Origin of the sequence: Cryobacterium sp. TMT1-19 (genome assembly GCF_004403055.1) — a bacterium.
Classification (GTDB): domain Bacteria; phylum Actinomycetota; class Actinomycetes; order Actinomycetales; family Microbacteriaceae; genus Cryobacterium; species Cryobacterium sandaracinum.
The window spans coordinates 22,637-42,706 of sequence record NZ_SOHB01000021.1 but is presented as its reverse complement, the minus strand read 5'-3'; the positions used below and the strand labels follow the sequence as shown (position 1 = coordinate 42,706).

General features: G+C 68.5%; 22 protein-coding genes. 3 read left to right on the top strand and 19 right to left on the bottom strand.

Translation table 11 applies throughout. The annotated features are described in order from the left end of the window. Window positions 1-110 precede the first annotated feature (110 nt). The 3 genes from E3T40_RS04990 to groES form a co-directional block, all read right to left on the bottom strand. Complete coding sequence (locus tag E3T40_RS04990) at window positions 111-842, bottom strand: ABC transporter substrate-binding protein (RefSeq protein ID WP_104171785.1); 732 nt, start codon at window positions 840-842, stop codon at window positions 111-113. 46 nt (window positions 843-888) lie between these two features. Beyond that, complete coding sequence (rarD, locus tag E3T40_RS04985) at window positions 889-1,818, bottom strand: EamA family transporter RarD (RefSeq protein ID WP_104194023.1); 930 nt, start codon at window positions 1,816-1,818, stop codon at window positions 889-891. Between the two features lie 101 nt (window positions 1,819-1,919). Next, the gene (gene groES, locus E3T40_RS04980; protein WP_066597535.1) at window positions 1,920-2,216 is read right to left on the bottom strand and encodes a co-chaperone GroES; all 297 of its coding nucleotides are present in this window, start codon (window positions 2,214-2,216) and stop codon (window positions 1,920-1,922) included. A gap of 127 nt (window positions 2,217-2,343) precedes the next feature. Here groES and E3T40_RS04975 point away from each other — a divergent pair, with 127 nt between their 5' ends. Beyond that, window positions 2,344-3,543, top strand: a complete 1,200-nt coding sequence (locus E3T40_RS04975; protein WP_134542822.1) for a methyltransferase domain-containing protein — start codon at window positions 2,344-2,346, stop codon at window positions 3,541-3,543. Between the two features lie 25 nt (window positions 3,544-3,568). On the opposite strand, the gene E3T40_RS04970 is transcribed toward E3T40_RS04975, so the two are convergent. The 10 genes from E3T40_RS04970 to glmS all read right to left on the bottom strand — a co-directional run bounded on the left by E3T40_RS04970 (window position 3,569) and on the right by glmS (window position 11,539). Next, window positions 3,569-3,979: a DUF4190 domain-containing protein gene (locus E3T40_RS04970; protein ID WP_104171783.1), complete on the bottom strand. Its 411-nt coding sequence runs from the start codon at window positions 3,977-3,979 to the stop codon at window positions 3,569-3,571. Between the two features lie 19 nt (window positions 3,980-3,998). After that, window positions 3,999-4,562 carry a DUF4190 domain-containing protein gene (locus E3T40_RS04965; RefSeq protein ID WP_134542821.1) on the bottom strand — a complete coding sequence of 188 codons (564 nt, stop codon included), beginning with the start codon at window positions 4,560-4,562 and terminating at the stop codon, window positions 3,999-4,001. Between the two features lie 97 nt (window positions 4,563-4,659). Beyond that, a complete protein-coding gene (locus E3T40_RS16305; RefSeq protein ID WP_158251994.1) occupies window positions 4,660-5,028 on the bottom strand; it encodes a DUF4190 domain-containing protein in 369 nt (122 codons plus the stop codon). A 139-nt stretch (window positions 5,029-5,167) separates the two neighbouring features. After that, a complete protein-coding gene (gene tsaD / locus E3T40_RS04955; protein ID WP_134542819.1) occupies window positions 5,168-6,280 on the bottom strand; it encodes a tRNA (adenosine(37)-N6)-threonylcarbamoyltransferase complex transferase subunit TsaD in 1,113 nt (370 codons plus the stop codon). Beyond that, on the bottom strand, window positions 6,277-6,789 hold the full coding sequence (gene rimI, locus E3T40_RS04950) for a ribosomal protein S18-alanine N-acetyltransferase (protein ID WP_104193998.1): 513 nt from the start codon (window positions 6,787-6,789) through the stop codon (window positions 6,277-6,279). The genes tsaD and rimI overlap by 4 nt, the downstream gene beginning before the upstream one ends. After that, on the bottom strand, window positions 6,789-7,421 hold the full coding sequence (tsaB, locus tag E3T40_RS04945; RefSeq protein ID WP_134542818.1) for a tRNA (adenosine(37)-N6)-threonylcarbamoyltransferase complex dimerization subunit type 1 TsaB: 633 nt from the start codon (window positions 7,419-7,421) through the stop codon (window positions 6,789-6,791). The genes rimI and tsaB overlap by 1 nt, the downstream gene beginning before the upstream one ends. Window positions 7,422-7,576: 155 nt before the next feature. After that, window positions 7,577-8,098 (bottom strand): tRNA (adenosine(37)-N6)-threonylcarbamoyltransferase complex ATPase subunit type 1 TsaE, encoded by a 522-nt coding sequence (gene tsaE, locus E3T40_RS04940; RefSeq protein ID WP_104100933.1) that lies wholly within the window; start codon window positions 8,096-8,098, stop codon window positions 7,577-7,579. Continuing rightward, on the bottom strand, window positions 8,098-9,276 hold the full coding sequence (gene alr / locus E3T40_RS04935; protein WP_134542817.1) for an alanine racemase: 1,179 nt from the start codon (window positions 9,274-9,276) through the stop codon (window positions 8,098-8,100). The genes tsaE and alr overlap by 1 nt, the downstream gene beginning before the upstream one ends. Then, window positions 9,273-9,629 carry a holo-ACP synthase gene (locus E3T40_RS04930; protein WP_104194960.1) on the bottom strand — a complete coding sequence of 119 codons (357 nt, stop codon included), beginning with the start codon at window positions 9,627-9,629 and terminating at the stop codon, window positions 9,273-9,275. Before E3T40_RS04930 ends, alr begins: the two co-directional genes overlap by 4 nt. 59 nt (window positions 9,630-9,688) lie before the next feature. Further along, window positions 9,689-11,539, bottom strand: a complete 1,851-nt coding sequence (gene glmS / locus E3T40_RS04925; protein WP_134542816.1) for a glutamine--fructose-6-phosphate transaminase (isomerizing) — start codon at window positions 11,537-11,539, stop codon at window positions 9,689-9,691. Between the two features lie 33 nt (window positions 11,540-11,572). Here glmS and coaA point away from each other — a divergent pair, with 33 nt between their 5' ends. Continuing rightward, the gene (coaA, locus tag E3T40_RS04920) at window positions 11,573-12,529 is read left to right on the top strand and encodes a type I pantothenate kinase (protein WP_134542815.1); all 957 of its coding nucleotides are present in this window, start codon (window positions 11,573-11,575) and stop codon (window positions 12,527-12,529) included. Between the two features lie 292 nt (window positions 12,530-12,821). Here coaA and glmM read toward each other — a convergent pair whose 3' ends face one another. The 4 genes from glmM to E3T40_RS04900 all read right to left on the bottom strand — a co-directional run bounded on the left by glmM (window position 12,822) and on the right by E3T40_RS04900 (window position 16,189). Beyond that, on the bottom strand, window positions 12,822-14,183 hold the full coding sequence (glmM, locus tag E3T40_RS04915; protein ID WP_104100938.1) for a phosphoglucosamine mutase: 1,362 nt from the start codon (window positions 14,181-14,183) through the stop codon (window positions 12,822-12,824). Window positions 14,184-14,204: 21 nt separating this feature from the next. Beyond that, window positions 14,205-14,690, bottom strand: coding sequence for a 30S ribosomal protein S9 (rpsI, locus tag E3T40_RS04910; protein WP_104100939.1), 486 nt, complete (start codon window positions 14,688-14,690; stop codon window positions 14,205-14,207). A gap of 49 nt (window positions 14,691-14,739) precedes the next feature. Continuing rightward, window positions 14,740-15,186 (bottom strand): 50S ribosomal protein L13, encoded by a 447-nt coding sequence (gene rplM, locus E3T40_RS04905; protein ID WP_104100940.1) that lies wholly within the window; start codon window positions 15,184-15,186, stop codon window positions 14,740-14,742. A gap of 169 nt (window positions 15,187-15,355) precedes the next feature. After that, entirely contained in the window at window positions 15,356-16,189 is an 834-nt protein-coding gene (locus E3T40_RS04900; RefSeq protein ID WP_104171773.1) for a tRNA pseudouridine(38-40) synthase TruA, read from the bottom strand. A 190-nt stretch (window positions 16,190-16,379) separates the two neighbouring features. On the opposite strand from E3T40_RS04900, the gene E3T40_RS04895 reads away from it, so the two are divergent. Continuing rightward, window positions 16,380-18,296 (top strand): acyltransferase family protein, encoded by a 1,917-nt coding sequence (locus E3T40_RS04895; protein WP_233194146.1) that lies wholly within the window; start codon window positions 16,380-16,382, stop codon window positions 18,294-18,296. A 45-nt stretch (window positions 18,297-18,341) separates the two neighbouring features. Here E3T40_RS04895 and E3T40_RS04890 read toward each other — a convergent pair whose 3' ends face one another. After that, window positions 18,342-19,394 (bottom strand): GNAT family N-acetyltransferase, encoded by a 1,053-nt coding sequence (locus tag E3T40_RS04890; RefSeq protein WP_134542814.1) that lies wholly within the window; start codon window positions 19,392-19,394, stop codon window positions 18,342-18,344. Window positions 19,395-19,526: 132 nt separating this feature from the next. Then, a complete protein-coding gene (gene rplQ / locus E3T40_RS04885; RefSeq protein WP_134542813.1) occupies window positions 19,527-20,030 on the bottom strand; it encodes a 50S ribosomal protein L17 in 504 nt (167 codons plus the stop codon). Window positions 20,031-20,070: the final 40 nt, after the last annotated feature.

Genomic DNA, 20,070 nt, shown 5'->3' with positions numbered 1-20,070 from the left:
TAGGAATGAGAAATGACAGCGGTCGATTGACTGCCGTTCTGTCACATTATTGACAGGAATCGCGCGAAACAAGAAAACCGTGTTACATCCGTGTAACGCAGACCAAATCGTTACGATCGGCGGCCGGTGACGCCCTGATACGCGATCTGTTGCGCATCGGCCAGCGCGGCCGCACATTCTCCCCAGGATGCGCAGGCGAACGCCCCGGTACTGACCTGGTCGAGAGCGGGCCTGATCGACGCCGCACCGTCGTCTCCGGCCCGTGCTGCGGCCAGGGCGCTCAGGACGACTCCGTCATAGGCTTCACCGCCGCCGGCAGTGTCGACCAGCCCTGGATCGAGGGTGCGCAGGCGCGCAGCGAAGCCGTCACTGGCGGCCAGCGGCGTGCCCCCGTTCGCGAAGTCGCCGAGCCACAGCAGTACCACCGGCGCCGCCGCGACGGTGGCGGCCAGATCGCCCGGCATCGGAACGGAGGCGTCCCACAGCACGACGTCGACGCCACGGGCCAACAAGTCGGTCAGCGACGTCGCCGGGTCGACGGCGGAGTCGCGGTGGATGATCTCGATCGGAGTGCCGAGAATGCGGCCCTGCTCGGTGATCTCGCGGGCGGCCAGTTCGGAGCCGGCCACCTGTGCCGCACCACTGGCCGCCGACGGGCCCGTCATGGGGAACAGGGTTCCGAGGCGCACGGTCCCGTCACCGGACGGAGCCAGCACGACGGACGCGGCGGCAGCGGGCTCGACTACGGGCGGCGCGACCTCAGCCCTACATCCGGACAGCAGGAGTACGCAGGCGAGCGCCCCGACGAGGAGGACGGGCAGGGAAGTCGACGCAGTGCGCATCCGGTGTCCTTTCACGTACGAGGTGCGTCCCTGAGCGTAGCGGGGCTCAGACCGGTTCAAGGGACGCACGCCGGGGCGCGCGTCCGGTGAGGACCATGTCGGTCGTGAGAAGGACCAGCGCCACCCAGACCAGTGCGAAACCGACCCAGCGCTCGGGCGGCATGGGCTCGAGCAGCACGAAGACGCCGACCAGGAACTGCAGGATCGGAGCGAAGTACTGGATCAGACCCATGTAGGTCAGAGGCAGGCGCCGGGCCGCGGCGGCGAAGAACAACAGCGGCACGGCGGTCACAACACCTGCTGCCAGCAGCCCCACGGTATGCCAGGTGGACACGCTTCCGAAGGTGAGACCGGAGACGGCGGCCACCACCATCAGCTGCACCACGGCGATGGGTGCGAGCCAGACCGTTTCCAGGGTGAGTCCGGCGACAGCATCGACGTCACGGCCGACCCTTTTCTTGATCAATCCGTAGAATCCGAACGAGAACGCGAGGATGAGTGACACCCACGGCAGCGAGCCGTAGCCGACGGTGAGCACGACGACGGCCCCGAGGCTGATTCCCACGGCTACCCACTGCAGCGGGCGCAGCCGCTCGCGCAGCAGAATGACGCCGAGGAACACGGTCACGATCGGGTTGATGAAGTAGCCGAGGGCTGCCTCGACCACGTGGCCGCTGAGGGCGGCGAAGACGTAGGTCTGCCAGTTGACGAAGATCAGGAGGCCGGCCAGACCCATGGTGAACACGATGCGGGGCCTCCGCAGCAGCGCGAGGAGGGACTTCCACTTGCGCGTGACCGTGATCAGCAATGCGCAGAACACCAGGGAGAAGAGAACCCGCCAGGCCACGATCTCGAAGGCACCACTGGGCGCGAGGAGCAGAAAGTAGAGCGGCAGCGCGCCCCAGAGGGCGTAGGCGAGGACCGCGTAGATCAGTCCCTTGCTCTGCTCCGACCGCGCCGGGCGGGCCGCGCGGATTCTCCCGCGTGAAAGAGGGTCTTGCGCCACAGCGGACCTTTCTTAACGACGAATCCCGGATGGCCAGGGCCATCCGGGATTCTACCGTTAGGTGGGTGTGGCTAGCGAACGACGACTGCGAGCACGTCGCGGGCCGACAGGACGAGGAGGTCCTCACCACCGAACTTGACTTCGGTTCCACCGTACTTGGAGTAGATCACCTTGTCGCCGACGGCGACGTCGAGTGGAATGCGGTTGCCGTTGTCGTCAATGCGGCCGGGGCCGACTGCGACAACTTCGCCCTCCTGGGGCTTTTCCTTGGCGGTGTCAGGAATGACCAGACCTGATGCGGTGGTCTGCTCTGCGTCGACCTGCTTGATGACGATGCGATCCTCGAGCGGCTTGATGGAGACCGACACGGTTGACCTCTTTCTTAGCTAAGACATAGTTAGCAGACTCACAGCGAGAGTGCCAAGACGAGTTTAGGGCGCATCTGGCACTCACGCAACGTGAGTGCCAGATGCGTCGTGTTGATAGGTTTGCACGATGGAACGCTCAGAGCTCGTCGAGCTGTTATCGCCGGGCGGTTTGCGCCTGCTGGACTCGTTGCCGCCGTACGACGCGGCCGCCGACGTCGTGCGGGCGGTGAGCGAACTCCGCAAGGCCGGACACAGCCCCGACCTGGTCACCGCGGTGCTCAGCCAGTCCCGGCTCCGAGCCAGGGCCGTGCCCAAGTTCGGCGAGTTCGCAGGCCGCATGCTGTTTACGGAGGCCGGCCTCGAGCAGGCCACCCGGCTGCGGGTGGCGGCGCTGCACGCCGGCCGCTTCGCGGGCGCGTCCCTGAACCGGGTCGTCGACCTCGGCTGCGGCATCGGAGGCGACGCCATGGCACTGGCCGCCATGGACCTCACGGTGACGGGGGTGGACGCCGACGAGGTGACCGCGACCGTCGCCAGCTACAACCTGGCTCCGTTCGAGAACGCGAGCGTGCTGCACTCGTCCGCGGAAGACGTCGACCTGGCCGGCTTCGACGCCGCCTGGCTCGACCCGGCCCGGCGCACCGCCGGGCACTCCAACACCTCGCGCCTGACCCGGCCGGAGGACTACTCCCCGCACCTCGATTTTGTCTTCGGTCTCAGTGAGCGGATGCCCGTCGGCGTCAAGCTCGGGCCGGGCCACGACCGCGAGCTGATCCCCGCGGAGGCCGAGTCGCAGTGGGTCTCCGTGGACGGCAAGCTCGTGGAGATGGGGCTGTGGTTCGGAGCACTGGCGCGCGCCGGCATCCGTCGTTCCGCCCTGCTGCTCGGCCGGACCGGGATCCACGAACTGACCGCGCCCCACGACAGCACGGATGCCCCGGTGGGAGCGCTGGGCGACTACCTGTACGAGCCGGACGGCGCGATCATCCGTGCCCGTCTGATCGGGGACCTGGCCCGGTCGCTCGACGCGTCGATGCTGAGCGAGGGGATCGCGTACCTCACCTCCGAGACCCTGCAACGCACGCCCTTCGCCACCGCATTCCGGGTGCTCGAGGTGCTGCCGGTCGACGAGAAGAAGCTGCGGCTGGCCCTACAGGAACGCCGCATCGGCACTCTCGAGATCAAGAAACGCGGCGTGGACGTCGACCCGGCCACCCTGCGCACCCGACTGAAGCTCAAGGGCCCCGAGTCGGCGACGCTCGTGCTCACCCGGGCCGTCGGCCACCGGGTGGCTCTGCTGGTGGAGCGGATTCCGCCACTCGACTGAGGCCAGCGGCGGAGGACAGCGCGGCTCAGCCGGGCACGACCGTCAGCACCTGCGTGACGATCAACACCCACCCGACCGCGAGGACCAGCCCGGCCAGCCCGGTCCACAGCCCGTAGGCCCACGCGGTGCCAGCACGGCGCTCGGTCACGCGGGCCATCACGGCCAGCACGACCGCGGCCAGGGAGAGCGCCGCACCCCAGACGCCGAAGACCGCGATCAGCAGCCCCAGCAGCCCGAAGACGAGTGATGCGATGGACAGCCCGCTCCGGCCTGCCTGCGCGGTCAGCTCGCTGTCGGTGTAGACGTACGGCACCCAGTCGGTGGGGGCTGTGATGGTCGACGCGTAGTCCAGCTCCCCCGGAGCGGGCGCCGGAGGCCGGGTGAGGTCGACCCGGAAGTCATCGTTGCGGGACCAGTCCCGTTCCTCCCCAACCATCCCTGCTGCTATCTTCCGCTCAGTACGACGAGGTGGGGATGGTGGCGAAGAAGACAGACCAGATCACGATACTGACCAGTGCCAGACCGACGCCGATGAACCCCGTGATCAGCCCGGTCAGCCAGAAACCCCTCGCCTGCGGCTCCTTCGACTTACCGAGGAAGCCCAGGACGACCGCGGCGGCGGGGATGAACAGTCCGAGGATGCCACCCACAATCGGGAGGAACACGATCGGCGAGCCGAGCACGCCGATAACGCCGGCGACCAGCGCCAAGATGCTGAGAATCGGCTGCTTCGCGGCGACCGCACCGTTGGGCGACGAATACGCGTCGCCATAGGCAGGCGCCTGGGTCATCGTTGGGGCGCCGTAGCCGGGCGGCGGGGTCGCGGCGCCGTAGGCGGGCGGGACGGAGGCCGGCGGGGTCGGGCCGTTGTACGCCGGCGGGGCGGCGGACGCCCCCTGCTCGTCGCGCGGGATATCGGGGACGTGCGGCACGTCAGGCACCTGCGGTACGCCGGGCACCTGGGGCACGTCAGGCACGCGGGGCACGTCAGGGTTGCTGGGGTTGTTGGAATCGCTCATGCGAATTCATTCCTTTCCGGACGACGGGGTGGCGTCGCTGGTTGCATATCGGGTCACGGGTCATCGACGCGCAGGGTTTCTGCCCGTGGCCATCGGGTCAGTTGGTATTGAGCAGGGTCGGGTCGTTCGCGATCGCGATCATCAACGGGATCAGCAGGACGACGGCCAGGAGCTGAGCCGCCAGGCCGGCGTAGCCGACAATGAGGCCGGCAATCGCGAGTCCCCGTCCCTTTTCTCCGGTCTTCCCGATCTGGCTCAGACCGATGTGGCCGGTGATGATGCCGACCAGGGAGATCCCGAGCACCGAGGTCACGAGCGACACGATGGACAGCACGTTGTACTTCTCGGACGGGCCCTGCGGCGCGTAGGACTGGGGGTAGCCCGGCTGGGCGTAGGCCGGAGCGGCCTGCGCCGCCGGCGGCTGGAACATGGGCGGGTTAACCGGCGGCTCGTTGGGGTCGGTCATGTCGATTGCTCCTTCGGGAATGGTGCATCTGGGCTGCCGATCTGGCTCCCAGTCGGACAAGGTGTTGATCGCACGAACAAACGTCGCCTGCCGAAGCCAGAATACCCGTCCGGTGGCGAAATACCGGTGGGAGGGGGTTTCAGACCTGGATCTCGGAGACCGGAAGGGTGGAGTCCGCCCCGAACTCCAGTGACGAAGGCGCATGCCCGGCCATGATCAGCTGCGCCCCGAGGGCCGCGATCATGGCGCCGTTGTCGGTGCAGAGCGACAAAGGCGGGATGCGCAGGGCGATGCCGGCTGCATCCGTGCGCTCCTGGGCCACCTGACGCAGCCGGGCGTTGGCGATCACGCCGCCCCCGAGCAGGAGCCTCGGCACATCGAGGTCGACGCAGGCCGCGACGGCCTTGGTCAGGAGGATGTCGACGACCGCCTCTCGGAAACTGGCGGCCACGTCGGCCAGCGGCACCGGCTCATCCGCGTCGCGTCTCTGCTCGACCCAGCGCGCGACCGAGGTCTTGAGCCCGGAGAACGAGAAGTCGTACCGGTGTTTCGCCATGTCCTTGGTCTGGCTGAGACCGCGGGGGAAACGGATGGCGGCGGGATTGCCTTCCCGCGCGGCCCGGTCGATCTGGGGTCCGCCCGGGTAGGGCAGGCCGAGCAGGCGGGCCACCTTGTCGAAGGCCTCGCCGGCCGCGTCGTCGATGGTCTCGCCGAGCAGTTCGACGTCGGAGACCAGATCGCGCACCAGCAGCAGTGAGGTGTGACCGCCGCTGACGAGGAGCGCAACGGTGGGGTATTCCAGCGGCTTCGTGGAGTCGTCTGCGCCGAGTCGAAGCACATCGGCCCCGACGTGACCGACGAGGTGGTTGACCGCGTAGATCGGTTTGCCGAGCGAGATGGCGAGTGCCTTGGCCGCGCCGACCCCGACCATGAGCGCGCCGGCCAGACCGGGGCCGCAGGTCACGGCCACCGCATCGATGTCCTCCAAACGGATGCCGGCCTCCAGCGCGGCCGCCCGGATCGCCGGAACGAGCTCCTCAAGGTGTGCGCGCGCGGCCACCTCCGGCACGACTCCGCCGTAGCGGGCGTGTTCGTCCATCGACGACGCGATCGTGTTGGAGAGCAGGGTGGTTCCGCGCACGATTCCGATTCCGGTCTCGTCGCAGGAGGTCTCGATGCCGAGCACGAGCGGGTTGGCGCGGTTCTGCGCGGTCATCGCGTTCAGGGTGGTCTGCGCGTTCAGGGCGGTCATTCGGTGGCCTCCAGTGCGGCCTCTGCCGGTGTCATCTGCATCTCGGCGTCAGGCACGTGCAGTCGCATCACGATCGCGTCGACGTTGTCGGGCTGGTAGTAGCCAGGGCGGATGCCCAACTCCTCGAAGCCGAGTCGGCGGTAGAGTTCCTGGGCCGGCGGGTTGTCGGCGCGCACCTCGAGGAACACCTCGCGCACGCCCCGCTTCCGGGCCTCGGCGATCAGGCTGAGCATCAGGGTTCGGCCGAGGCCGTGGCCGCGGGCCTCTTCGATGACCGCGATGGTCTGAATGTCGCCCTCGCTCGCTCCCTGCAGGGCCTGCAGCCCGGCGTAGCCCTCGATCCGGTCGGGCTCATCGGGGGGGAAGGCCACCAGGTAGTAGCAGTTCGGGTTGACCACGTCCTGGGCCATCGCCTCGGCGGACCACGCGTCGTTGACGAAGATACGGGTCTCGAGCGCCATGATGGCGTCCACATCGGCGGCTCGGGCGCGCCGCAGCTGCCACATCATCAACTCACCCGTTTCGGGCCGTTGGACACGGTGACATCCGGCGAGCGCAGGTAGAGCGCCGTGTCGGCGGCGAACGGGCGCTGGTGGGCCCACATCAGCTCGGCAACCTGCCCCAGCTCCCCGGCGGACACGGCGACCGCGTCGAAGCGGGGCACCCCAGCGTGCGCCCAGTCGGGCTCCCGCAGCACGGCCGGCCGGGCCACGCCAGGACCGTCGACCCGGATCGGGAGACCCACGGCATCCGCCCTGCTGTACACGGACCAGTTCACCTCGCGGCGACGGGCGTCGGTGACGACGACGAGCGGGCCGGTGTGGCCGTCCTGGTAGCGGGCGAAGGCGAGCGCATCGTGGCTGACGACGGGCACGAAGGGCACCCCGGCGCCCAGCGCGAAGACCCGCGCGGCGGCGATGCCCACACGGAGACCGGTGAAGGGGCCGGGACCCATGCCGCCGACCACCGCGGAGAGGCCGCTGATCGGCACGGCCGCGTCGCTGAGGCAGTCGGCGATCAGGCGGCCGACCACCTCGGCGTGGCGCATAGTGTCGTCGGTGGCGTGTTCGGCGATGACGCCTCGGGCGAGATCCACGACCGCGACGCTCGTTCCGGCGGAAGTATCGATGGCGAGAAGCACCTCACCAGCCTATTCGCTGTGTCCGATGCGCTGTGCCGCCGATGCGCTGTGCCGCCGATGCGCTGTGCCGCCGATCCTGCTCCGCCAAGCCTGCTCGTCGGCCGCCCTGAACGAATTCGACGGAGATTTTGGGCTCTGGAGCCGGATCGGGCCCACTATGGGCCTGTAGGAGCAAAATCTCCGTCGAATTCGTTCGGCCAGCGGGGGCCGTGCGGGGTGACCGTGACCGTGCGCGGCTCGTCGAGGTCGAGCACCTCGGCCTCGTCGGCGACGACGGATGCGGCCGCCTGCGAGGCCCCGACGGGCCGTTCGATCTCGATATCGAGCCAGGAGTCGGCGATACCGTTGAGCATCCCGCGACCCCACTCGACCACGACGATCGACCGAACGAAATCGATGTCGAGGTCATCCAGCTCGAGGGCGCTTCCGAGCCGGTAGGCGTCGACGTGCACGAGCGGGGGTCCGCCGATCGTGCTGGGGTGGGTGCGGGCCAGCACGAAGGTGGGGCTGGTGACCGAGCCGCGCACCTGCAGACCCTCCCCAAGGCCGCGGGTGAAGGTCGTCTTTCCGGCGCCGAGGGGCCCGGTCAGCACGATCAGGTCGCCGGCCTGAAGCAGCCCCGCGACCGTGCGGCCGAACTCGTGCATGCTGTCGGCGTCAGGGATGACGGCGCGCATCAGCGCGAACCGCCCCCGGGCCGAACGCCGCCGCCGGGCCGCGTGCCGCCCGCCGCGCCGTCGACCGCGTTCCGGTAGCTGCGGGTAACCCGGCGGCCGATCCGGGTAACGATCTCGTAGTTGATGGTGCCGGCGGCGTCGGCCCAGTCGGTCGCGCTCGGCACACCGGTCTCCGGGTTGCCGAACAGTACGACCTCGTCGCCGACCGTCACGCGTTCCTGGCCGACGCTGACGACGAACTGATCCATCGCGATGCGCCCGACCAGCGGATGCGAGTGTCCAGAGATGTCGACCCACGCGGTTCCGGAGGCCTGGCGGGGCACGCCGTCCGCGTAGCCGAGTGGCACGAGGGCGAGGTAGCCGTCGACCGGTGCCCGCCACAGGTAGTCGTAGGACACCCCGGCCCCCGCAGCCACGCGGCGCACGGCGGCGACGCGCCCCCGCAGCGTCATCGCCGGGGTGAGGCCCAAATCCTGCGACGTCTGGTCCGCGAACGGCGACAGACCGTAGATGCCGATGCCCACCCGCACCATCGAGAAGCGGGCGGCCGGCACGCGCAGCGCCGCCGCGGTGGACGCCAGGTGGATCAGAGACGGGGCCAGCCCGGTGTCGGCGGCGAGAGCGACACCGCGTTCGAAGCGCTCGATCGCCTCGGCGTCGTCGACCGGGGACGCATTCGACAGGTGGCTGAAAATGCCGGTCACGGTCAGGCGGCCGGCCTGCTCGAGCTGGGCCGCCAGAGCGAACGTCTCGGCCCAGTCCGGTTCGTTCACGCCGTTGCGGTTGAGCCCGGTCTCGAGTTTGAGGTGCACGTCGGCCACGCGACCAAGAGCGGCGGCGGCCTCGGCGACCTGGCGCAGCTGCCGCGCCGAGGACAGCCCGAGGGTGATGTTCCGGGTGATGGCGACGGTGAAATCGGCATCCGGATCGTGCAGCCAGGCCAGGACGGGCGCGTCGATGCCGGCGGCCCGCAGCTCGAGCGCCTCGTCGACGTCGGCCACCCCGAGCCAGTCAGCGCCCGCGGCGAGCGCGGTGCGGGCGACCGGCACTGCCCCATGGCCGTAGGCGTTCGCCTTGACGACGGCCATCAGGTGCGGGGTGCCGGCCACCTGCCTGAGGTGCGCGACGTTGGCGTAGACCGCGCCCAGGTCGACGACGGCCTCGCGGTATCCGGTCATGCCCCGCCCTCCGCGACCACGAACGCACAGGCCACCCCGGCGTCGTGAGTCATGGTCAAGTGCACTGTGTCGATGCCGCGGGCCGTCAGTGCCGCCGCGGTAGCCCCGTGAAGCACGAATCCCGGGTTGCCGTGCGCGTCGGTCACGACGTCCATCTCCTGCCAGCTGGCGCCGGCACTGTCGCCGAGCGCTTTGATCAGTGCCTCCTTGGCCGCGAAGCGCGCGGCCAAGGAGTGCATCGGCAACCCGCGCTCGGCTTTCGTGAAGAGCCGGGGAATAAGCCCAGGCGTGCGCAAGACCTGCCGTTCGAAGCGAGCGAGGTCGACGATGTCGACCCCGATGCCCCGGATCATCCGGTCAACCCTTGCACCCTGTGCTGCACCCTCCGGCTACTCCGACTCGAGGACTGGCGCTACTCGACCGTGACGGACTTCGCCAGGTTGCGCGGCTGGTCGACGTCGAGGCCCTTCACCGTGGCGAGTTCCATGGCGAAAATCTGCAGCGGTACGACCGCGAGGATCGGTTCGAACAGCGGCGAGGCCAGCGGGATGCGGATGACGGTGTCCGCGAACGGCAGCACCGCGACATCCCCTTCTTCGGCGATCGCGATGATGCGCGCGCCGCGGGCCCGGATCTCCTGGATGTTCGAGACCACCTTGGGGTGCAGGTGCGCGGAGCCGCGTGGGCTCGGCACGACGACGAAGACCGGCTGGCCGGGCTCGATCAGCGCGATCGGGCCGTGCTTGAGCTCACCGGCGGCGAAGCCCTCCGCGTGGATGTACGCGAGCTCCTTGAGCTTGAGCGCACCCTCGAGCGCGATCGGGAAGCCCACGTGGCGGCCGAGGAAGAGCACGGCACGCGTGTCGGCCATCCAGGTGGCCAGCTCGTGCACGGTCGACTCCTGCAGCAGCGTGGTCGCCAGCTTGTCCGGGATGGCCTGGAGCTCGGCGATCTGCACGGCGCACTCGGCTTCGCTGAGGCTGCCGCGCACCCGGGCCAGGTGCAGGCCGAAGAGGTAGAGGGCGGCGATCTGGGCGGTGAAGCCCTTCGTTGAGGCCACGGCGACCTCCGGGCCGGCATGGGTGTAGATGACGGCGTCCGACTCGCGGGGGATGGTGGCACCCTGCGTGTTGCAGATCGAGATGGCCTTCGCGCCCGCTTCCCGGGCGAACTTGACCGCCATCAGCGTGTCCATGGTTTCGCCGGACTGGCTGATCGAGATGACCAGGGTCTCGGGGTTCAGCACCGGGTCGCGGTAACGGAACTCGTGGCTGAGTTCGATGTCGACCGGAACCCGGGTCCACTTCTCGATGGCGTACTTGGCGACGTAGCCGGCGTTCGCCGCGGTGCCGCAGGCGACGACCACGATGCGACGGATGCCGGCGAGCACGTCGTCTCCGAATTCGGTCAGCTCGGGAACGACGGCCTGGCCCTCATGGATGCGCCCGCGCAGGGTGTTGCGCACGGCATCCGGCTGCTCGGAGACCTCCTTGGCCATGAAGCTGGACCAGCCGCCCTTCTCGGACGCGGAGGCATCCCAGGCGATGTCGAACTCTTCCACTTCGACGGCGTTGCCGTCGAAGTCGGTCACGGTGACGAGGTCCGGCGTGATCGTGACGATCTGGTCCTGGCCGATGGCGACCGCGCGGCGGGTGTACTCGACGAAAGCGGCGACGTCGGAGCCGAGGAAGTTCTCTCCGTCGCCCAGGCCGATCACGAGCGGGGAGTTGCGGCGGGCGCCGACGACGATGCCGGGCTGGTCTTGGTGGACGGCGAGCAGGGTGAAGGCACCGTCGAGGCGGGAGACGACAGCGCGGAACGCTTCGCCCAGGTCGCCGACGCGCTGGTATTCCCGGCCAAGCAGGATCGCGGCGACCTCGGTGTCGGTCTCACTCTCGAAGGTGAATCCCTCGGCGAGGAGTTCGTCCTTGAGCACGGAGAAGTTTTCAATAATTCCGTTGTGAATAAGGGCCAGCTTGCCGTTGTCACCCAGGTGCGGGTGCGCATTCACGTCATTCGGCGCCCCGTGGGTGGCCCACCGAGTGTGTCCGATCCCGGTGTTCCCATTATTAATCGGGTTCGCCTCGAGCTCGGCGGCCAGAACGGCCAGTTTGCCCGCTCGCTTAGCGGTATTGAGAGCACCCTCGCTGTCGATGACAGCGATCCCCGCGGAGTCGTACCCCCGGTACTCGAGTCGCCGCAGACCTCCCATCAGGACCTGAACGCTCTTGTTATCTCCGACGTAACCAACGATTCCACACATGACTGCGATATTAGTCCGAGTAAGCTCGGTGAAATGTCCGATCCGGTTGCGAGTCCCTGGAACAACGGCCACAGCACTCCTTTCGTCGAACTGGACCGGGCTGACTGGGCCGCCCTCGCGCCAACCACCCGGCTTCCGCTGCGGGAGACGGAGATCGTGCAGTTGCGGGGGCTGGGTGAGCCGCTCGACCTCAATGAGGTGACGGATGTCTACTTGCCGCTCAGCCGCCTGCTCAACCTCTACGCCGCCGGTGCACGGCAGCTGCACCGCGCCACGAGCGACTTCCTCGGGGAGCGCGCCCAGCGCACGCCGTTCGTGATCGGGGTCGCCGGATCGGTCGCGGTGGGCAAGTCCACCATCGGCCGCTTGCTGAGGGAGCTGCTGGCCCGCTGGGAGGACACCCCGCGGGTCGAGTTGGTGACCACCGACGGTTTCCTGCTGCCCAACGCCGAACTCACCCGCCGGGGCCTGATGGACCGAAAAGGGTTCCCCGAGTCCTACGACCGGCGGGCCCTGCTACGCTTCGTGGCCGCGGTCAAGAGCGGTGCCGCCGAGGTGCGGTCGCCGTTCTACTCACACCTCAGCTATGACATCGTGCCCGACGCCCAGATCGTGGTGCGGCAGCCGGACATCCTGATCGTCGAGGGTCTCAACGTGCTGCAGCCGCCCGGACCGGGCCACGGCCTCGCCGTCAGCGACCTCTTCGACTTCACCGTATACGTGGACGCCCGCACGCAGGACATCGCCCGCTGGTACGAGGAGCGCTTTCTCAAGCTGCAGCGCGGCGCGTTCAGCAATCCGAAGTCGTACTTCCACCGGTACGCGAGTTTGACCGAGGCCGCGGCGCGGAGCCGGGCCCGGGAAATCTGGACCGAGATCAACGAACCGAACCTGCTGCGCAACATCCGTCCGACCCGCTCTCGGGCGACCCTCGTGCTGCGCAAGGATCCGAACCACTCCGTCTCCAAGGTGCTGCTGCGCAAGGTGTGACCCGCCGTGTGTCACCGCACAGTGTGCTCCGCCGTGTGTCACCGCACAGGCACCCTCGACGTCCGGGCACCCTCGACGTCCGGGCACTCCGGCCGTGAACCAATTCGACGGAGATTTTGGCGAAAAGCCGGTTTCTCTGGCTGTTTCGGAACGATTCGGGCAAAATCTCTCCGTCGAATTCGTCAGGGGCGCGGGGCGGAGCGGGCGCGCGGGGCGCGGCCGAAAACGAGGGCGCGGGGCCCGCGGCCGAGAACGAGGGTGCGGCCGAGGGTGCGGCCGCGGCGAGAACTCTCTAGAGGGCGAGCTGCAGGCGCACGATGTCGGCCAGCTCGTTCGCGAGCCGGTCGGCGGTGCCCTGATCGGCCGCTTCGACCATGACGCGCACCATGGGCTCGGTGCCCGACGGTCGCAGCAGCACCCGTCCGGTGTCCCCGAGCTCGGCCTCAGCGGCGCGGATAGCCTCCGCGATGACCTCGTTCGATTTCAGCCCGTGATGGTCGATGCCGCGCACGTTGACCAAGATCTGCGGGTAGACCGTCATCACCGAGGCGAGCTCTGCGAGGGTCTTGCCGGTGCGTGCCATTTCGGCGACCAGGTGCAGCCCGGTCAGGATGCCGTCACCGGTCGTGGCGAACTTGGTCATGATCACATGACCGGATTGTTCACCGCCGAGGGACAGCCCGTCGACGTTGAGCTCTTCGAGCACGTACCGGTCGCCGACCTTGGCCTCGATCATGCGGATGTCGTTGGCCGCCATGGCCTTACGCAAACCGAGATTGCTCATCACCGTGGCCACGAGCGTGCGGTCCTTCAGAACCCCGCGCTCGGCCATGGAGACAGCGAGGATCGCCATGATCTGGTCACCGTCGATGATGTTGCCGTCGCGGTCGACGGCCAGGCACCGGTCCGCGTCGCCGTCGTGGGCGATTCCGACGTCGGCACCGGCCTCGAGGACGGCACGGGAGAGGTTGTCGAGGTGGGTGGAGCCCACCCCGTCGTTGATGTTGTTGCCGTCGGGGTCGGCTCCGATGACCGTGAGCGTGGCACCGGCATCCGTGAAGACCTGCGGCGATACGCCGGCGGCGGCGCCGTGCGCGCAGTCGAGCACGACGTGGATGCCGTCCAGGCGGTGCGGCAGCGTTCCGAGCAGGTGCACGACATAGCGGTCCTCGGCGTCCGCGAAGCGGCTGATGCGACCGACGTCTCCGCCGATCGGCGTGAGCATGTCGAGCGACAGGTGCTCTTCGATGCGGTCCTCAACGTCGTCGGGAAGTTTGGTTCCCCCGAAGGCAAAGAACTTGATGCCGTTGTCGGGAGCGGGGTTGTGCGAGGCGGAAATCATCACGCCGAAATCTGCGCCGATATCGGCGATCAAGAAAGCCGCGGCGGGAGTCGGAATGACGCCCGCGTCGAGCACGTCCACACCGGAGCTCGCCAGTCCGGCCGCGACCGCGGCCGAAATGAATTCACCGGAGATCCGAGGATCCCGGGCGAGCACCGCAACGGGCCGACGGCCCTCTGCGCGGCGCAACTCCGCGCGGCGGCCCTGAGTGAGGACCGCCGCACTGGCCTGGGCGAGGGCCAGAGCCAGGCCAGCCGTGAGATCACGGTTGGCCAGACCCCGGACGCCGTCCGTGCCAAATAGTCGAGGCATTTTTCTACGGTGCCAATCGACTTAACGCTTGGAGAACTGAGGAGCCTTACGGGCCTTCTTGAGTCCGGCCTTCTTACGCTCCTTGACGCGAGCGTCACGGTTGAGGAAGCCGGCCTTCTTGAGGATGGCGCGGTTGTTCTCTTCGTCGATCTGGTTCAGCGAACGCGCGATACCGAGACGCAGGGCACCGGCCTGGCCGGAGGGGCCACCACCGGTGATGCGGGCGATGACGTCGTAGCTGCCGATGAGGTCGAGCACCTTGAACGGGTCGTTGATGAGCTGCTGGTGCAGCTTGTTCGGGAAGTAGTCCCCGAATTCGCGGCCGTTGACGGTGATCGTGCCGGAGCCGGGGACGATGCGCACGCGGGCGATGGCCTGCTTGCGACGTCCGACGGCTGCGCCGGGAACATTGAGGATGGCGCGGGGCGCCTTGGTTACAGTCTCGGTCGGAGTCTCGGTCGAGTAGCTCTCCGGAGCCTGGTCAATCTGATCTGCGATTTTCGCCACGATGGTGTGAATCCTTTTTTCTTAGAATCGAAAAGTCTGGAGGCCGGCGCTACTGAGCGACCTGGGCGAGGGTGTACGGCTTCGGCTGCTGCGCAGCGTGCGGGTGCTCCGGGCCGGCGTAGACCTTGAGCTTGGCCAGCTGGGCGCGGCCGAGCGTGTTTTTCGGCAGCATGCCACGGATGGCCTTCTCAACCGCGCGGGTCGGGTGCTTCTCGAGCATCTCCGAGTAGTTGGTGGCCGTGAGGCCGCCCGGGTAACCGGAGTGGCGGTAGGCCATCTTCAGGTCGAGCTTCTTGCCGGTAAGGGCAATCTTCTCGGCGTTGATGATGATGACGAAGTCGCCCATATCCATGTGGGGAGAGAACGTTGCCTTGTGCTTCCCGCGAAGGAGAATGGCGGCGTGGCTGGCAAGACGACCGAGCACGATATCTGTGGCGTCGATGACGACCCAGTCGTGCTGGACTTCGCTTGCCTTGGGAGTGTAAGTGCGCGTCACTATTGAGCTGCTTTCTTGTTCGAACGGAGGTGTTCGTGAATCCCGCTCCGGGTGTGTTCCCAGAGAGGGAACACGATCGATGGAGGGCTCACGTTCGTGTGTCTGGCTGCAACGCACAGACACCAAGGAATAACACTAACGCCGTCGGCCCGGCAGCGCAATTCAACCATTACTCGGTGTCGTCGATGAGCTCCCGGCGCGCGCGCGTTTCGCGGGCCCGCAGGGCGAGCAGTTCGTCGGCCGGATAGCCGACCTGAAGCAGCGTGAGACCCTGGGCGGGCATCACCTTGAACTCGCTGGTGCGGGCCCGCTCGATCCGGAGGTCGACCAGGCGGTCCCCGGACAGCCGCCCCTCCCCCACCGCGACGCAGGCCCCGACCAGCGCGCGCACCATGCTGTGGCAGAAGGCGTCAGCCTGAACGGATGCGACGAGCACACCATCCGGATCGCGGTACCAGCGGAACTCCTGCAGGGTGCGGATCGTGGTCGCCCCGGGCCGCGGCTTGCAGTAGGTGGCGAAGTCGTGCAGGCCGATCAGCGTCGCGGCAGCCGCGTCCATGGCGTCCACGTCGAGGGCGAAGCCGTGCCAGGTGGTGCGGAACCGCTGCAGCGGGTCGTGCCCGACGACGGAGTCGGCGATCCGGTACTCGTAGCGCCGGTAAAGCGCGGAGAACCGGGCGTCGAACCCGGGCGGGGCGAGCACGGAGGATGTGATCACGATTTCGGGCTGGGTGACGAGGATGCCGCTGAGCCGCCGCTGCACCATGACCGCCAGGGGCGTCGGGGGCCGCCCCTTGCCGCGGGAGATGCGCACGAGGCCGTCGGCCTGGTCGGGGTTCAGATCGAAGTGGGCGACCTGCCCGGTCGCGTGCACACCGGCATCCGTTCTCCCGGCCACGGTCAGGATCGGGGTCGGCGGGTGGCTGTGCAGGATGCCGGCCAGCCCGGCCTCGATCTGACCCTGCACGGTGCGGAGGCCCGGCTGCGTCGCCCAGCCGCTCATGCCGGTGCCGTCATAGGCGATGTCGAGCCTGATCCGGGTGGTACCCGCTGCTTGGGTCTCGTCGGGCGCCGGGGGAAGAATCACGGGGGTAAGTGTACGGTCCGGTCCGGGTTATCGTAGAACCCGGACTTCGGTCCCCACCTGTCATGAAAATCTGCCGCCCCCGCCCTCTGACGCTCATCCGGACTCCGTGAACGTGCCCACCAAACGCCTGGCCGGTCTCGACGGCCTGCGTGGCATCGCCGTCGTTCTGGTCGTGGTGTTCCACTTCTTCCCCGCGGTCCTTCCCGGCGGATTCATCGGGGTCGACGTCTTCTTCGTGATCAGCGGGTTCCTGATCACGGGCCTCCTCATCACCGAACGGGACGAAACCTCGCGGATCGCGCTCGGTCGATTCTGGAAACGGCGGGCGCTGCGCCTGGTGCCGCCACTGGTCCCGCTGGTGCTGATCCTGTGCACTGCCGCCTGGCTGATCGGCGGCGACGTGCTGGTGGGCCTCGGCTGGCAGCTGCTCGGCGCGATCACCTTCGGCTACAACTGGGTGTCGATCGCCGGGTCGGCGAGTTACTTCAGCGCCACGGCGCCGGAACTGTTCCGCAACCTGTGGTCGCTGGCGGTGGAGGAGCAGTTCTACCTGGTCTGGCCGTTCGCTCTCCTCGGCCTGCTGCTGGTGAGGAGCGGCCGGCTTCGCCTGGCACTCGTCGCCGGCCTGGCCTTGGCCTCTGCCGTCTGGATGGGGCTACTGTACGACCCCGCCGACCCCACCCGGGTGTACTACGGCTCGGACACGCACAGCTTCGGGCTCTTCACCGGTGCCGCGCTCGCGCTGCTGCTGCGCCGTTCGGGCCTTCCGGGCGGCACGGCACCCCGCCTCGCCGCCCTGCGCGACCGCTGGCGGCCGTGGCTGGGTCGGCTCGCCCTGGCCGGGGTTCTGGCGGCGGCGTTCGCCCTGCCCGACACCGGCCTGGCGACCTATCGAGGCGGACTGATGCTGGTGAGCCTGCTGACCGCGGTCGTGATCTGGGCGGCCGTGCGCGGGCCAGGCTTCGGCCAGGCGCTGGACACCGCGCCGCTGCGCTACCTGGGTGAACGCTCCTACGGCATCTATCTGTGGCACTGGCCGGTGCTCGTGCTCGCCCAGGGGGCGTGGCCGGCGGCCGCCGCGTCGCCGACCGTGCTGACGAGCATCGGAGTCGGGGTGCTGGCGGGCGCGCTGACGCTGCTGGCGGCCGGTGGATCGTACCGCTGGCTGGAACTTCCCGTGCGCACGAAGGGGGTGCGCGGCAGCATCCGTCGCCTGCGGCAGAGCACGAGCGGCGCGCGCACGATCCGCATGCCCGGCAGGCTCGTCTGGTTCGGCCTGTTCGGCGCCGCCGCGCTGTTTCTGGCGACCGGCACGACCGCGGCGCTGCTCACCGCTCCCGCCCAGACGAGCGCCCAGAGCGAGATCGAACGCGGCCAGAAGGCACTGGATGCTGCGCAGCGGCAGGCCGTGCAGAACGCACGGCGCGCGTCCCGGCCGGCCGTCAGCGCCATTGAACGCGCGGCGCCCGGGGACCTGATCACGGCCGTGGGCGACTCGGTGATGCTCGCCTCGGCCCCCGAGCTGCAGGCCGGCTTCCCGGGGATCGCGATCGATGCCACCGTCTCACGGGGCATGGGGGCTGCCCCCGACATCCTGGCCACCCAAGCCGAGGCCGGCACGCTCCGGCCGGTGGTCGTCGTGGGCCTCGGCACCAACGGGCCGATCCGTTCGAGTCAGCTGGCGGCCATCCGCGCGGTGATCGGCCCGGACCGGGAGCTGATCCTGGTCACTGCCTTCGCCGAACGTGACTGGACGGCCGGGGTCAACGCCAGCCTGGCCGAGTACGCGGCCCGGCACCGCACGGTCGAGCTGGCCGATTGGAGCACGGCGATCGCCTCGCACACGGATGTGCTCGCAAACGACAACATCCATCCCGGTCCGGCCGGCGGTCGGATCTATGCCGACGTCATCCGGGCCGCTCTGGAGCGGCTGGCCGAGCCGCCGCCGCAGCCGGGCCTCGAGGCGTATCGCCTGCCCGACCCTGCCGGGTCACCCTCTTTCCAGCCGCCGCTGCTGCCGTGACCAAGGCCGGGTCGGCGGGTCGGCGGGTGCGGATCCCGGGTGGGACTAGACCTCAATGGTGAAGGCGAGACTGCGGGTGGTGGGCGTGAAACCCATGCCGAGGTACAGGTTCAGCGCGCCGGTCGGACTTTCGGAGTCGACGACCAGGGTCGCCCGGGCCAGACCCTCGGTGCGTGCGGCATGCAGATGCGTGCCGAGCAGGGTCCGCGCGATGTGTTTGCCCCGCCATCCGTCGATGACGCCGACGAGGTCGACGTGGCTGCCGGTGTAGCCCTGGTTCAGCCAGTCGTCCTCGTTGACCGTGGCCAGGGTGAAGCCCACGACCTTCGGGGTGCCGTCGGGGCCGGCCGCGAGGGCCAGGTATGAGAGGTCGGGGCGGAATTTGCGACTCGTCACGAAGGAGTCCCAAGCATCGTCGCTCATCGGTTGGCTGGCCCAGTGATCCCGGAACGACGAGTCGCGCGCTTCGTGAACGGCCGCAGAGAGCTCCGAGGTAAACCGGATGACGCGGATGTCAACCGGAAGGTCGATCTCGGGGATCGGCTCGTCGAGGCGCCGCTCGAGGGACTGGAAGTACCGGGCGCATTCCATGCCGAGGCGCCGGAACAGACGGGTGCTGCGGTACGCGGTCTCGTCGGTGTAGGCGAGGATCCAGCGTGGAACCGAGGGATCGTCGGTGGCGAGCTGCTGCTCGGCCCGGCCCAGCTGCCACGCGAGCAGCTCGCGGCCGATTCCGCGTCCGCGGTAGTCGGGGTGCACCCCACCGACCAGGATCGCGCGGGCCAGCGTCTCGCGCGGCGGCCCCATCACCATCCCCATCGCCACGAGGGTGCCGTCGGCGGCGAACCCGATCAGGGAATCCCGCTCCGGATGGAAGTACGACAGACCGAAGTCCCGCTCGATTCCCTCCCGCGTCGTCAGGTGGTACGGATGGTCCGCCTTGCCGACCGCTCGGGTGAACTGCCACAGGTCGTCGGCGTCCGACACCGTTGCCGGACGCCACCGGGCGATCTCAGGGTGGGCGGGCCCCGGCGCGTCGGGCGGCAGGGCTGCACGCCGACGCGGGTCCTGATTCTGGGTTCCGGTCAGGCGTTCCATGGCCAATATCGTAGCCGGGGCCCCGCGAGGGCGCTAGCCCGTCGCCGGGGCACAAAGAGAGGGGCCCGACCGAAGTCGGGCCCCTCTCAATTCAACACAGCGATTCAGTTGAGCCGATACAGCGCAGGGTGCTTACTTGGATTCCTCAGCGGCAGCGACATCATCTTCGACGACGTCAGCATCCTGGACGACGACCTCGGCCGGAGCCTCGGCAACGGGCGCTGCCGCGGCGGGCTTGGAAGCAGCCTTGGCGGAGGAGCGCTTGACCTTCGGGGTGACGGGCTCGAGAACGAGCTCCATCTGCACCATCGAAGCGTTGTCGCCCTTGCGGAAGCCGAGCTTCGTAATGCGGGTGTAACCGCCCTCACGAAGGGCAACCTGAGGTGCGATCTCGGTGAAGAGCTCGTGCACGACGGTCTTGTCGCCGATGGTGGCGAGCACGCGACGACGGGCGTGCAGGTCACCCTTCTTTGCGAAGGTGATCAGTCGCTCGGCGACCGGACGCAGGCGCTTGGCGCGCGTCTCGGTCGTCTTGATGGACTTGTGGGTGAATAGGGATGCGGCCAGGTTGGCGAGCATGAGGCGCTCGTGGGCCGGTCCGCCTCCGAGGCGGGCTCCCTTAGTGGGCGTAGGCATTGGTTATCTCCAGTATCAAAGTCGAAAGTCAGTCTGAACG